Here is a 13,170-nt window from a genome sequence, read left to right as displayed (position 1 = left end):
ATTAGAGATTAGCGAATTAGTATAGTATCCACAGACTCGTATCCTCTGGTTTAGAACACATATTCCCCCTTAATAAAGGGGGTTAGGGGGTTGTCCTTCTCCCATTTTCATTGCCCTTTGTGAGCCTGGGCTCATGTCCGTTTCCCCTGAAAATGTAAATTAGGACGCAGATTTTCGCAGATGAACAGGATTAAAATTAATTTTTTATTATTGTATTTCTATAGTTATTTCCTTAGAGTTTCTTGATGTTTTTAGAATGCCTTAGTGTTTTTTTTCAAATCTTGTAAATCCTGTAAATCTGCGTCCCATTAATTTTCATCGTCCTTTGTGAGCCGCAGACTCATGTCCGTTTCTCCTTAACCTCAACCTTCTCCTTTATAACCCCAATATCTTTAAAATCTCTTCTATGATATCTTTTTTAACAACCATTCCAATAACCTGGTTTTCTTCTACCACCGGGATGCTCTGGATACCGTATTCAACCATAAGAGACACGGCTTCATTTATTGTATCTTCAGGAGAGAGAGTTATCGGGCTGGTACTCATTATTGCCCGTATAGAAGGGATGCCCAAAAAAGCCTCTGTCTCTAACATCCTTGTTCCGGAGAGTCCATGGAATAAGATTAATTTAAGCAAATCTGTTTGTGAAACAATCCCGATTATTTCATTCTTTTCATCTAAAACCGGGAAAGCGACATAATCATACATCTCAACATTGGTCACAAACTCAAGGAAATTACTATCCTCTTTCACCGTCACGACATCTTTGCTCATTATCTCTTTAACCTTTCTCTTACCTAATCCTCCACATTTTTCTACCAGTTCATTCAAATTTACTTCATTCATTTTAAATCACGCTCCCTTAATTTGGTAACTGTTCAGCCACAGATGGACACGGATTAAAACACAGATTAATACTTATTTATCAAAGGATTCTTGTATTATTATAACATTTATGGTATAAATTTTCAAGAGAAATTTTTATTGACAAAAACCACAATTTGTGGTAAAATTTTCCCAAAAAGGAGAAAGGGGGGATAAAAAAATAGGACTTCACGAAATTAAAAGTAAGTAACTGGTAACTAATTACCAGTTATCAGTTACCAATTACCAAAAAAAGGAGGAGTTTATCATGGCAAAAGGAATAGCACTAACAATTGGACTTAACTCAGTTGACCCAAAGCATTATGGAGGGTGGTCAGGCGATTTGAATGCTTGCGAAGCAGATGCAGAGGATATGGCGTTTATCGCTAAATCCAAAAAATTTAAGGTTAAAACCTTATTAACAAAATTTGCTACCCGAACAAAGGTGATGGAAGAAATCTCTAACGCCGCTAAAACACTAACTAAAGGTGATATTTTTATGGTGAGTTATTCAGGACACGGAGGACAGTTGCCTGACCTCAACAATGATGAACCTGATGCTCAAGATGAAACCTGGTGTCTGTATGATGGGGAATTAGTGGATGACCAACTATACTCTTTATGGGGGAAATTTAAAGATGGCGTGCGTATTCTTGTCTTTTCTGACAGTTGTCATAGTGGCACAGTAACTAAAGCCGCATATTACCAGGGGACAATTAACAACCGAAGCGCGAATATTAGTTCTTCGCAGGTAAAATATCGTTTTATGCCACCGGATGTCGCACTACGCACCTACCGAAATAACAAAGATTTCTATGACGAAATACTAAAAGACCCTACACTAAAAGAGGCTAAAGCAAAGGTTAAGGCTGCGGTTTTACTCATTTCAGGTTGTCAGGATAATCAATTGTCTTCGGATGGTGATTTTAATGGCTTGTTCACTGGACAGTTGCTCAGGGTCTGGAAAAATGGGGCATTTAAAGGTAACTATAAAAAATTCTATAAGTCTATACTTCTGCGTATGCCACCAGACCAAACACCTAATTATTTCTGGGCAGGTAAGCTCAACCCTAAATTTGAAGCACAAACACCATTTACTATCTAAAATAGGACGCAGATAAACGCAGATTATCAGGATTTTTAAATATACATCCTGATAATCTGCGAAAATCTGCGTCCCATAACCTATTTTCAGGAGGATAAAAATGAAAAAGAAGGCATTGTTAGTTGGAATAAACAAATATAAGTATGTGTCTTGTCTTAGAGGATGTGTGAATGATGTCAAAAATATGAACCATATATTACAGACATATTTCGAATTTAAACAAGAGAATATCCGTTCTCTAATTGATGAAAGTGTTACTCGAGACCATCTTATGTCAAGATTAAGCTGGTTAATAGATGATGCTGAACCTGGAGATGTTCTGGTATTTCATTTCTCAGGACACGGCTCCCAGATAATTGATAGAGGCGTCCTTGATGAATTGAATGACCATAGGGACGAGATACTCTGTCTGTATGATATGGACTTCCGTAATGCAAACAGTTTTTTAACTGATGATGATTTTAGTAAAACCTTTAACCGATTACCCAAAGGTGTGAATCTTTCGGTTATTATTGATTCCTGTCATTCAGGAACGGCAACTCGAGAAATAGAATCTTTACAAAGGGAGGTAAAAGCTACTCCTACTATCCAATATCGGTATCTTTTACCACCAGATGATATTGCTTTACGGGAAAGAAGTATTCCAATATCCGTAAGGCGATTTACAAAATCCGTGGGGAGAAATTGTGCCGATGTGGGTATTAATCATATACTCTTAGCCGCCTGCGAAGATAGAGAGTCAGCCGCAGATGCCTATATCGCCGATAGTTTCAATGGCGCCTTTTCTTATAATTTATGCAAATGGATAAGAGATACGAATGGAAATTTAACCTATCAAGACCTGATAATTCGTGTTCAGAGAAGTCTCTTACATAATGGGTTTGCCCAGAAACCACAATTAGAAGGACCACGGGAACTCCAGGGAAGAAAGATGTTCTCAGCAACAGAAGAGTCACAGGTTAGGGTTTCAGATTCTTTGTATAAAAACCGATATTGTATTACTCAAAAAAACTTATCTCTCCCAGTCGCTCAAGGAATTATACTTGGGACGGCATCAGAGTTTAACGGCACTGTCAGGGTAAATAATCTATCTTCTTCTAAAACACGGGATTTAATCGGAGAATCTAATCCGGAAGTAATTGAAGGATTAGAAAATGGAGGGTTTATAGTATCAAATGTTTTAGAATTTCAGCCTGTAAAACAGCGCTCCTTAGACAAAGGAGAACAATTAGAACCACTTCAACTCCAGGTAGAATGTGGCCCGAAAGAGGAAACCGTATTTTTAACCGCAGAAAATGGAATCTGGAAGTGGTATTTTGGTGAGTCAGAAAGAACCTATCGCACAGGGTTAAGAGCCCCAGGAGTAGAATCACACATAAAATCTTTTAAAATACCCTTTATAACACAGGAAATTACTACCAGAGGTATCAGGAGTAAATTTATTTATTGTTTGAAGTTCATTAAAGATTGGGTTGATGAACAAGTGGAGGGAGCAATTAACGGGATTATCTCTAAAATAGAAGAAAAGAATGTTAAAGAGGGATTCGGGGTAATTACTGACGATTTTAATAACATCCAACCTTTTAATGATTTGCCATCTTTAAAAGGCAAAAAGATATTACTCTTTATTCACGGAACATTTAGCTCAACCGCAGGTGGATTTGGTGCTATTACAGGAGACACAATTAAAAGATGGAAAAATAAATATGATATGATATTAGGATTTGACCATAAAACATTATCAAAAACACCGAAAGAAAATAGCAGGGAGATGTTAAAAATTCTACCTGATGGTTTTCAGGTTGATATAATTTCTCATTCAAGAGGAGGATTGGTATTAAGGAGTTTAACAGAGTTATGCCAGAGTGAATTAGTTAAAAAAGCGATAGTCGTTAATAAAGCGATAATGGTTGGAACACCAAATGCCGGCACAACTTTAGCCGACCCAATACGCTGGAAAACAATGGCTGATTTGCTCACAACACTATTTAGTTTAACTGGCGGCGCCTGGTTAAAGATTGCATTACCTTTCCTTACAGGAGTAATCAGGTATCTTTCTTCTAAATTAGACAACCCGGAAGTTATCCCCGGATTATGGGCACAAAATCCTAACTCACCGTTTCTAACAACACTAAATCCAGATCAAAAACCTCCAAATACTACCTATGCGGCTATTACATCAGATTTCGAGCCAAGAAATTTCTTTCAGAAAGCAGTCTTAGAAAATATCCTGGATATGGTTGCTGATGCATTCTTTGGGTACGCTAATGATATGGTGGTAAATACAAAAAATATGACCTCGATAGAAATAGCCGATGAATATCACCAACATTTTACTCAAGAAAGAAATGTTCATCATTGCAATTACTTTACCTTTAAAGAGACAATTGATGCCATAGAAAGATTTATGGAAACATAGAACACCGCACCTATTTATTTAGAATGTTAAAATTTTTGGTAAGCGTTCAGGTGGTGTAAGAAAAGGAGATATGGAGATAAAGGAGATAAGGGGATATTATTAAAAGTAGAAACTAATAGAAATTTATGGAAATTTGTTGTTTTCCACAATCAATTTCTACCTATTTCTATAAATTTCAATCTATTTCTATTATCTTATCTCCATATCTTCCTTATCTCCTTATCCCCCTTCTTACACTTTTGATATATAGCCTGAACGGTTACAATTTTTGTAAGGGGATTAAACGGATTGAGCGGATTTTTTTATTTCTTTTTCCGCTAAATCCGTTAAATCCGCTTACTAAATCCACCCGCTTACTATTAAAAATCTGCTTCCTTAATTTTCTACCTGCACAGGTCGAAATTTTTCTTGACATTAACCAATAATCTGTTATAATATATAAGATGAATTGTGATTTATGTGGGGAGAGTGTTTTTAAAAAACTTTGCGAAATAGGGACCACGACTATTTTCCAATGCGAAGAATGTGGTTTGATGTTTCGTCACCCTATTGCCACAAAAGAAGAATTAAAAAAATATTATTCATCTGGCTATTATCAAGAGTATGGATTTAAAGAATACGCTCAAAGAAAACATCATATAATTAAATACAGATTTGAACCAATTTTAAGATTCTGGGATAAAACTCTGGGAAAAATTTGTTTTCAAGAGAAATTTGTTTGTCTGGATGTAGGATGTGCGTTAGGTTTTTTTATTGAATTGCTCAAAAAAAAGGGTTATGAGGCAAAAGGTGTAGAATTTTCCAATGATGCGGCTGAATATGCCAGAGAAGAATTAGGATTAGAAGTATTTACAGGTTCGGTGGAGGAGATAGGCTTTGAAACACAAAGTTTTAACCTCGTGACAATGTTGGATGTCTTAGAGCATGTCGTCAGCCCAAATGGGATATTAAAAGAGGTAAATCGAATTTTAAAAAAAGAAGGGCTGGTTTTAGCCACTGTGCCTAATGTTTCTGGGGCAGAGGCAAGAGGGAAAAAAGGGTTAACTAATTTTTTATTTGCAGAAGGACATATTTTTAATTTTCCATATCAGACATTAAAAAGATTATTCAATATAAATGGTTTTAATCTTATAGCGGTTACCTCTTTAAGTATCCCAAGAAGATGGTTGGATTATGAGGTGCCAGAGAAATTACTCCCACAAATAAGGGCTTTTTATCGGAAGATTAAGAGATTTATCTGGCATAAAACAAACCAGGGAGGACTTATACTTTTAGTGGCAAAAAAGGTCTACTAAAATTGGTGATTGGTAACCGGTGAAAAGGAGGCGAAAATCCAATGGTTGGAGGAAATGAACTTACACAAGCTGAATTAGAGGCTCTTTTAGGCGAAGAGGCAGAGGAAGAAGAAGGAACAACAGGATTGACTAAAGAAGAAGGTAGTGTTTTAAAAGATATTTCTGGTTCTTCAATGAACGCCGCGGCAACTGCACTTTCAACTATTTTAAATAAACAGGTAACTATTGCCGCTCCGGAAATCAATGAGATTACTCCGGATAATATTACAAAAGAGGTTCCTGGCACAGCAATTGTTGTTGAGGTAGAATATTCTGGTGGAATTAAAGGACCAACTTATATCGTTTTTCTGAAAGAACACGGGGCAATGATTGCCGATTTAATGATGGGTGGCGATGGAACCTCACCACCTGAAGAAATAAACGATTTGTATTTAGGTGCCCTGGGTGAGGCATTAGGACAAATGATAGAATCTTCTGCTGTGTCTTTGTCATCGACCATCGGTAAAACTGTAACCGCCTCCTCACCTAAAATAAAGATTGTTGATTTCCAGAAGGGTGTTCCCAAAGACCTTCCTATATTCCGCGAAAGTAAAGTGGTTGAGGTAGATTACAATCTGACATTAGGAGATTTAAGTGAAGGTAAATTAGTCCAGTTGCTACCATTAAATATCGCTAAACCAATAGTTAAAACGGTTATAGGAGAGACGGCAAAACCTAAAGAAGTAGAAAAACCAGCATTTGCCCCGGGAGTTCATCCAGTTCAATTTACCAGATTGAAACCGACTGAAACAGAGCAATTACCAGCAAACTTAAAACTGTTAATGGATGTCCCAATGAATGTTAGTGTTGAAATTGGCCGAAAGAAAATGACGATTAAAAAAATATTGGATTTAGGTTCAGGCTCAATTGTTGAGTTAGATAAAATGGCTAATGAACCAGTCGATATTTTTGTCAACGGTAAATTAATTGCGAAAGGCGGAGTTGTCGTTATTGATGATAACTTTGGTGTTCGCATTGCAGATATTATTGCTCCGGAAGAAAGAATTGAATCGTTAAGGTGAAGTAAGCAAGCAGTCATCAGAGAACAGAAGTCAGTGAAGAGTAACTTCTCCCTACTGAGTGCTGATACCTGAACACTTACAAAGTGAGTAATTGTTCAGTCCCAGATGGACACGGATGAAACTGTAGAAGTTAAAAGTAAAAATTTAAAGATAGGGATGTTTGCTTAAAATCTTTCTTTTTTCTCTGAAAATCGGGGTTGGGGGATTCTTTTATTCCCGAGTCCCGAACCCCTTTATTTTCATCATCCTTGTGAGTCGTAAGACTCATGAGGGTTTCTCCTCCGTTTTATCCGTGCTAATCCGTGTTAATCAGTGGCTGAACAGTTACGGAAAATGATAAAATTAACCGTCCCTATTCAAACTTTAAATATTGAAAAAAGTCCCAGAGGAATAAGTAACAAAAACAACGGTAGAAATACCCGTGTTTCACCAAAACTGGCGATGAAAAAATGAAATACTAAATATATCGGAATTACCCACGCCGTTTTTACTAAAAATTTTGGCTTTTTACTCAGATGAAGAAAGGCTAATATCCAAAAAAAACCAAAAAGCAAAAAGATATAAAAACAACCATTGGTTAAAGAGATATTTTTAAAGATGTTTGCATACATCTTTAGATTAGTTTGATACATTGGATAGCCAATTAAATGAACCTGATTATCCATAAAATTGGGTAAAAGTCCATATTTTAAGCGAATTAGAACCATAACTAAAGTCCAAATTGCCAGATAACTTATTGTCCGTCCAATTAATTTTTTAAACTTCATCTGCCCAGAATGATAGAAGAAATAGAATAAGATTAAAAATACTATCGTTTCATAATTCAGGCTGCCTAAGATGAGGATAAGATAAAGCCAATTGTCTTTATGCTCACGAATAGCGATGAATCCTACGATAAACATCATTAAGTTAAACATATCCTGGGGATATGGCCAATACAGATAAGATAAAGGAATCGAGCCCGCGAGATAAAGTGTGCCAATAAGTGCCTTTGGTGTATCAAACCATCTGGTAAGATAGATATGAAAAAGCGAAAGAACTAAAAATGTGGTAATCACACGGAGTGAATGATAACTACTGGCAATAGAGATATTTAGCACTTGATGGATAAACTCTGCACAAAACGGCATTAATATTCGATATTGAGTTGGAGCAAACGCTTGTCCTTCTATGATGGCTGAATGACCATTAGGTTTGCCAAATACCTCACACTCATAACCAAATTCACTGGTAAATCGGATGTGGATGTAGGTAGTAATGAAGGCTAATGGAAGATAGAAAATAAAAAATATTTTCCAATCAGTGTATCTTTCTCTCATAGATATAATTTTATATTTAACTTAATATAATTGTCAAGAAAAAATTCTATCCCTTTATTTCTAATTGCACAGGTGGAAATCTTTTGGGGAGGGTAGAAGATAGAAGTTATCTTCTGATTAAATAATGAAAACAAGACCGTCATGGGATACATATTTTATGGAAATTGCTCACTTAGTTGCGAAACGCTCGACCTGTCTGAGAAGGCAGGTGGGCGCCGTTATCGTTAAAGATAAGTATATTTTATCTACCGGTTATAATGGTGCTCCGACAGGACTAAAACATTGTGATGAAATAGGTTGTCTGCGGGATAAAATGCAAATTCCCTCTGGAGAACGACATGAACTCTGCCGGGGATTACATGCTGAACAAAATGCTATTATTCAATCTGCATTACATGGAATGGGTATTAATGGAGCATCACTTTATTGTACCCATCAACCTTGTATTTTATGTGTTAAAATGTTAATTAATGCTGGAATTAAAAAGATAGTCTATGAAGGTGCGTATCCGGATGAGTTAGCAATGAATCTCTTAAAAGAGGCAAATATTGATGTTGTTAAAAATAATAAGTAAAATCATTGGTCTAATAATATTAGTCACAATAACGGTAATAGTCTTTATTGTGACTTATAATATTGTTTATAATAAAACCGCTGAAAAACAAAAAGTGCTTAAACAAGAAAAGGAATTAAGAGAAAAAAAGACCAAAACATGGATTGCAGAAACTACCAGAACAGAAGAAAATCAATTAAATGAGTTACTCAAACTGTATAAAGATTACAAATTAGATGAAACGACATTAAAAATTATTGTCGAATTATCCACCCGATTTAATGTTACTCCCGATGTGGTGCTCGAGGCACTTAGTCTCATCAACCTGAACAAACCCAAAGCAACAAAACAAAAAATAGCACGCACCATAAAAAAACAAAAAGATAAACTATATTGGTTAGAGACTAAAGACGCCAGTCAGAATGCTCCCTGGATTAAACAGAGAAAAGAAATAATCACGATGTGCCAGATTGAACTGGGACTTTTAAATAAGGCAGAAAAAGATATAGAGGTAAAAGAGAAATTAGAAGGAGTAAGGACTCAATATCTACATAATAAACTCTATCCTCGATTATACCAATGGAAGAAAGAGGCTAAAGAAGGCGGAGGACATTAAGAAGGTTGAGGGTGAGTTTTTGACATTATCCAGTTAAGAAAGGGAGCAGAAAAAATGGATATTACCCAAAAAGAAGTTGAACATGTTTGTTTATTGGCAAGATTGAAGTTAGAAGAATCTGAGAAGGAAGAATTTACTCATCAACTGAATAATATCTTAAATTATGCGGCTAAAATCAACGAACTAAATACTGAAAATATACCACCAACTTCGCATCCTCTGGCATTAACTAATGTCCTGCGCGAGGATGAAATCCAGAATTCCCTGCCAGTAGCAAATGTATTAGCCAATGCCCCGGATGAAGAGAATCAATTCTTTAAAGTCCCACGAATAATTGGAGAGTGAAAAATTGCTGGAAAAAATTTCGACCTGTGAAATAGGTCGAATTTTTTTGTAAGCTGATTAAACAGATTACATTTTTTGTAAGCGTTCAGGTGGTGTAACAAAAGGAGATGTGGAGATTAAGGAGATAGGGAGATATTATTAAAAAAATTGAAATTAATAGAAACTAATAGAAATTTATGGAAATTTGTTGTTTTCCACAATCAATTTCTACCTAATTTCTATAAATTTCAATCTATTTCTATTATCTTATCTCCATATCACTCTTATCTCCTTATCCCCTTTCTTACACTTTTGATATATAGCCTGAACGGTTACCATTTTTTATTATAAGCGGATTGAACGGATTGAGCGGAAAAAAATAAAAAAAATCCGCTCAATCTGCTAAATCCGCTTACTATTAAATCCCTTTACTATTAAAAATTTGTCACACGGATTAAACGGATTTATTTATTTTTTCCCATTTTTTCCGCTTAATCCGCTTACTCACTTAATTTCCCTATCTCCTTTTCTTACACCAAGTAGTGTGGTATAATTTTGTTTTCCCAGGTCGACCTATTTCACAGGTCGAAAATTTTTGTTGACAATAGGGAAAGATTTTGGTAACATATTCCCATAATGGGCAAAAGTGAAGGTAACATCCGAATTCGAGCAAAGCGAGAATACGAAGTATGTTGCGTCCGCAAAATGTTGCGAAGCAAAAAATCCTCAAAAAGCAAATTCCTATCAGTTCAGTAAATAATGGAAGAACAACCCCCTAACCCCCTTTATTAAGGGGGAATATCTGTTCTACACCAGAGGATACGAGTCTGTGGATACTATACTAATTCGCTAATCTCTAATTCACTAATTCGCTATTTTCAGGGGAAACGGTCATGAACCGTTGGTTCACAAATGAGGATGAAAATAGTAGATAGGAGATAGAAGGTGGGAGATGGGGAGATAAGCATGAGGAGTGGTGTTTTCTTTACTTTCTACTCTCTACTTTCTACTCTCTACTTCCTATTTTCAGGAGAACAAAAATGGATCTTTTCGATAAATGTTATGAATTCAATAAAAAAATAGACTACCTAAAATCTCATCACCAATTCTTTTACCTTCGGGAGATGGAAAGTGCACCAGCACCGTTGGTGAGAATGAAAGGTCAGGAGATGATTTTGCTTGGGTCAAATAATTATCTGGGATTAGCCACTCATCCAAAGGTTATCTCTGCAACTATCAAGGCTATCCAGGAATATGGCACAGGTGCGTGTAGCTCACGGGTGCTTACCGGCACTACTACCTTACATCATCGGCTGGAGAAAAAACTCGCACAATTTAAAGGCACTGAAGATACAATCGTTTTTAGCACAGGATTTATGACTATGATGGGGACAATCGCCGCCCTGGTTAAAGAAGGGGATATGATATTTAGTGATGAATTAAATCATGCCAGTATTATAGAAGGCTGTCGCCTGTCAAAGGCAGAAGTAAAGATATACCAACATAACAATATGACAAATCTTGAAGAACAACTCGCTACGGCTGACCCTTCCAAAAATAAGCTTATTGTTACTGATGGTGTCTTCAGTATGAAAGGCACACTGGCTAATCTCCCGCAGATAAAGCAGGTGGCAGATAAATATGGTGCTAAAGTTATGGTAGATGATGCCCATGGCAGTGGCGTCTTAGGTGACAAAGGACATGGCATACTTGAGTATTACAATATGGAAGGTGAAATAGACCTCATCTGCGGCACATTCAGTAAAACATTTGCTACTATAGGTGGATTTACCGGTGCAACCGCTCAAATAGTTGCTTTCTTAAAACTTAACTCAAGAGCCTTTATTTTCACAGCCAGCCCACCACCGGCTATAGCCGCTACTGTCATTGCTGGTCTTGAAGTAATGGAAGAAGAACCACAATTACTACAACAACTACATCATAATGCTAACTTTATGAAAAAAGGGTTAATGGAATTAGGATTTACCCTGGAAGAAACAGTAACCCCCATTATCCCTGTCATCATTGGTAACGACGAAATAACCTTTAAAACCGCTGGTTTGTTAGAAGAAGAAGGGATAATAGTAAATCCTGTTGTCCCACCAGCAGTTTCAAAGGAATCCTCACTAATTCGGGTAAGTGTCATCGCTACCCTATCTCAAAAACAACTCGAAATCGCCCTGGATAAATTTAAGCTTGTTGGTAAAAAATTGGGAATTATTTGATTGCAGATTGCGAATTGTAAATTGCGGATTGAAAAATCGTAACCGTTCAGGTGGTCTGGTGCCGGGTGTCTATGTGTCTGGTAGTCTATGTAGCCCAGACACCAAAACACAGAAACACCAGAATATTGGACGCTTACAAAAGTCCAAAATCCGAAATTCTTTTCACCTGTGCAGGTAACTTTAGACCTGTGAAAAAAAAGGAGATAAAGGGATATATTTAGGAGTTTTTGGTGAAAGGGTTAGGGTTAACCCCTGATTTAATCAGGGGAGCAGGCTTCCCTACCAACTTCATAACCATAACGATAAAGCTAAGCTGCGGTGCGAAGTACCGTCAGCTTCAGCGATTTGTTAGACTATTGCCCTAGCTAACTTTCTTTCATTCTGAATAATAATCTTAGCTTTTGGGTTCTCAGGAGGGACTGGAATCCTTTGTTCCCTTAGTAAAGCAACATGTTCTTTCATTCCCCACTTAGCCTGGTACAAACAATCTTCTACAGAATGTCCTATGCCTGAAAAACCTTCCAAATCCAGGGAATAGAAACCAAAATAGTCTGGTTCTTCCGTAGCTTCAATTACTAATGAATATGGTAATTCAATCATTTTATCCTCCTTATGGTCATTTAATTCCTGCAGCCTTTAGGATACTATTGCAAGTGCCTGTAGGAACTTCCTTTGATCCGTGGTAATCAAGTCGAACCATTTTATTCCACCCAGTCTTTCCATAGTATCTTATTGAGCCTTTTTCTTTCACAATTCTAAATCCATTTTCTTCTAATAATCTAACCAGTTCACTGAATTTCATTTAGTCTCCTATACATCATTTGGTCATAATGACAAAACTCACGGGCACGCGAAGCAAGTCAGCGCCTCCTCTCATAAAAATCAGGGAACATCGCTGGATTAGACAAAAACTTTGTTTTGCAATTCTCTTTTCTTCCTGCTTGCGTTAATTCTTAATTCGAGAGCTGACTCCAATTCTTCTCTAAGTTTCTATTCTAAATTTAGCCCTGCGTCAGAAAGTACTTTTTCCAAAGATTCACGCAACTTATTTCTCTTCTTTTCAAACCGTTCTTTTAGTGTCATTACGACTGTACTATTTCCCTTCATTTCCTCAATTTGATCACCATAAGAAGCAAGCAGTGCATTAATGGATTCAAGTTGAGCCAAAAGTTTTTGATTCTCTACTTGTTGCTTAAGTGCTTGTTGCGATTTTTCCTGAGCCTCAGCGGCACGGTGAAGTTCTTCTCTAGTGCTCTGTCGCTATTCAAGAGGCTGTTGACAAGAAAAAGTATAGTCCCTTTGATGAGGAAGAAGTTTTAATGTATGTATAACTCTATTAAAATAAAGCACTTGAGAGGTTACACTTAAATTTACATGGATTTATTCACA

Annotated in this window: 15 protein-coding genes; 10 read left to right on the top strand and 5 right to left on the bottom strand. The window is 36.6% G+C overall.

Features of this window, described 5'->3' with window-relative positions; all coding sequences use genetic code 11:
* Positions 1–375: 375 nt before the first annotated feature.
* Positions 376–846 (bottom strand): CBS domain-containing protein, encoded by a 471-nt coding sequence (locus tag AB1414_07170; GenBank protein ID MEW6607223.1) that lies wholly within the window; start codon positions 844–846, stop codon positions 376–378.
* Positions 847–1,132: 286 nt separating this feature from the next.
* On the opposite strand from AB1414_07170, the gene AB1414_07165 reads away from it, so the two are divergent.
* The 5 genes from AB1414_07165 to fliN all read left to right on the top strand — a co-directional run bounded on the left by AB1414_07165 (position 1,133) and on the right by fliN (position 6,744).
* Entirely contained in the window at positions 1,133–1,969 is an 837-nt protein-coding gene (locus tag AB1414_07165; GenBank protein MEW6607222.1) for a caspase family protein, read from the top strand.
* A gap of 100 nt (positions 1,970–2,069) precedes the next feature.
* The gene (locus AB1414_07160) at positions 2,070–4,388 is read left to right on the top strand and encodes a caspase family protein (GenBank protein ID MEW6607221.1); all 2,319 of its coding nucleotides are present in this window, start codon (positions 2,070–2,072) and stop codon (positions 4,386–4,388) included.
* Positions 4,389–4,513: 125 nt separating this feature from the next.
* Entirely contained in the window at positions 4,514–4,813 is a 300-nt protein-coding gene (locus tag AB1414_07155) for a hypothetical protein (protein MEW6607220.1), read from the top strand.
* An 18-nt stretch (positions 4,814–4,831) separates the two neighbouring features.
* The gene (locus AB1414_07150) at positions 4,832–5,683 is read left to right on the top strand and encodes a class I SAM-dependent methyltransferase (GenBank protein ID MEW6607219.1); all 852 of its coding nucleotides are present in this window, start codon (positions 4,832–4,834) and stop codon (positions 5,681–5,683) included.
* A gap of 41 nt (positions 5,684–5,724) precedes the next feature.
* Positions 5,725–6,744, top strand: a complete 1,020-nt coding sequence (fliN, locus tag AB1414_07145; GenBank protein MEW6607218.1) for a flagellar motor switch protein FliN — start codon at positions 5,725–5,727, stop codon at positions 6,742–6,744.
* Between the two features lie 356 nt (positions 6,745–7,100).
* Here the strand turns inward: fliN and AB1414_07140 are convergent, their stop codons facing one another.
* The gene (locus tag AB1414_07140) at positions 7,101–8,063 is read right to left on the bottom strand and encodes a hypothetical protein (protein ID MEW6607217.1); all 963 of its coding nucleotides are present in this window, start codon (positions 8,061–8,063) and stop codon (positions 7,101–7,103) included.
* Between the two features lie 124 nt (positions 8,064–8,187).
* On the opposite strand from AB1414_07140, the gene AB1414_07135 reads away from it, so the two are divergent.
* The 5 genes from AB1414_07135 (at position 8,188) to AB1414_07115 (ending at position 11,781) form a co-directional block, all read left to right on the top strand.
* Positions 8,188–8,637, top strand: coding sequence for a cytidine/deoxycytidylate deaminase family protein (locus AB1414_07135; GenBank protein ID MEW6607216.1), 450 nt, complete (start codon positions 8,188–8,190; stop codon positions 8,635–8,637).
* Entirely contained in the window at positions 8,615–9,232 is a 618-nt protein-coding gene (locus AB1414_07130) for a hypothetical protein (GenBank protein MEW6607215.1), read from the top strand. The genes AB1414_07135 and AB1414_07130 overlap by 23 nt, the downstream gene beginning before the upstream one ends.
* 54 nt (positions 9,233–9,286) lie before the next feature.
* Positions 9,287–9,577: an Asp-tRNA(Asn)/Glu-tRNA(Gln) amidotransferase subunit GatC gene (gene gatC / locus AB1414_07125; protein ID MEW6607214.1), complete on the top strand. Its 291-nt coding sequence runs from the start codon at positions 9,287–9,289 to the stop codon at positions 9,575–9,577.
* Positions 9,578–9,724: 147 nt separating this feature from the next.
* On the top strand, positions 9,725–9,907 hold the full coding sequence (locus AB1414_07120) for a hypothetical protein (GenBank protein MEW6607213.1): 183 nt from the start codon (positions 9,725–9,727) through the stop codon (positions 9,905–9,907).
* Positions 9,908–10,596: 689 nt separating this feature from the next.
* Positions 10,597–11,781, top strand: coding sequence for an aminotransferase class I/II-fold pyridoxal phosphate-dependent enzyme (locus AB1414_07115; GenBank protein MEW6607212.1), 1,185 nt, complete (start codon positions 10,597–10,599; stop codon positions 11,779–11,781).
* 348 nt (positions 11,782–12,129) lie between these two features.
* On the opposite strand, the gene AB1414_07110 is transcribed toward AB1414_07115, so the two are convergent.
* The 3 genes from AB1414_07110 to AB1414_07100 all read right to left on the bottom strand — a co-directional run bounded on the left by AB1414_07110 (position 12,130) and on the right by AB1414_07100 (position 12,948).
* Positions 12,130–12,381 (bottom strand): type II toxin-antitoxin system HicB family antitoxin, encoded by a 252-nt coding sequence (locus tag AB1414_07110; protein MEW6607211.1) that lies wholly within the window; start codon positions 12,379–12,381, stop codon positions 12,130–12,132.
* A gap of 16 nt (positions 12,382–12,397) precedes the next feature.
* The gene (locus tag AB1414_07105; GenBank protein ID MEW6607210.1) at positions 12,398–12,583 is read right to left on the bottom strand and encodes a type II toxin-antitoxin system HicA family toxin; all 186 of its coding nucleotides are present in this window, start codon (positions 12,581–12,583) and stop codon (positions 12,398–12,400) included.
* A gap of 188 nt (positions 12,584–12,771) precedes the next feature.
* Positions 12,772–12,948 carry a hypothetical protein gene (locus AB1414_07100; GenBank protein ID MEW6607209.1) on the bottom strand — a complete coding sequence of 59 codons (177 nt, stop codon included), beginning with the start codon at positions 12,946–12,948 and terminating at the stop codon, positions 12,772–12,774.
* Positions 12,949–13,170 lie beyond the last annotated feature (222 nt).

Source organism: bacterium, assembly GCA_040755795.1.
In the GTDB taxonomy this organism is placed as follows: domain Bacteria; phylum UBA9089; class CG2-30-40-21; order CG2-30-40-21; family SBAY01; genus JBFLXS01.
This window is presented reverse-complemented; position numbering and strand designations above follow the sequence as displayed.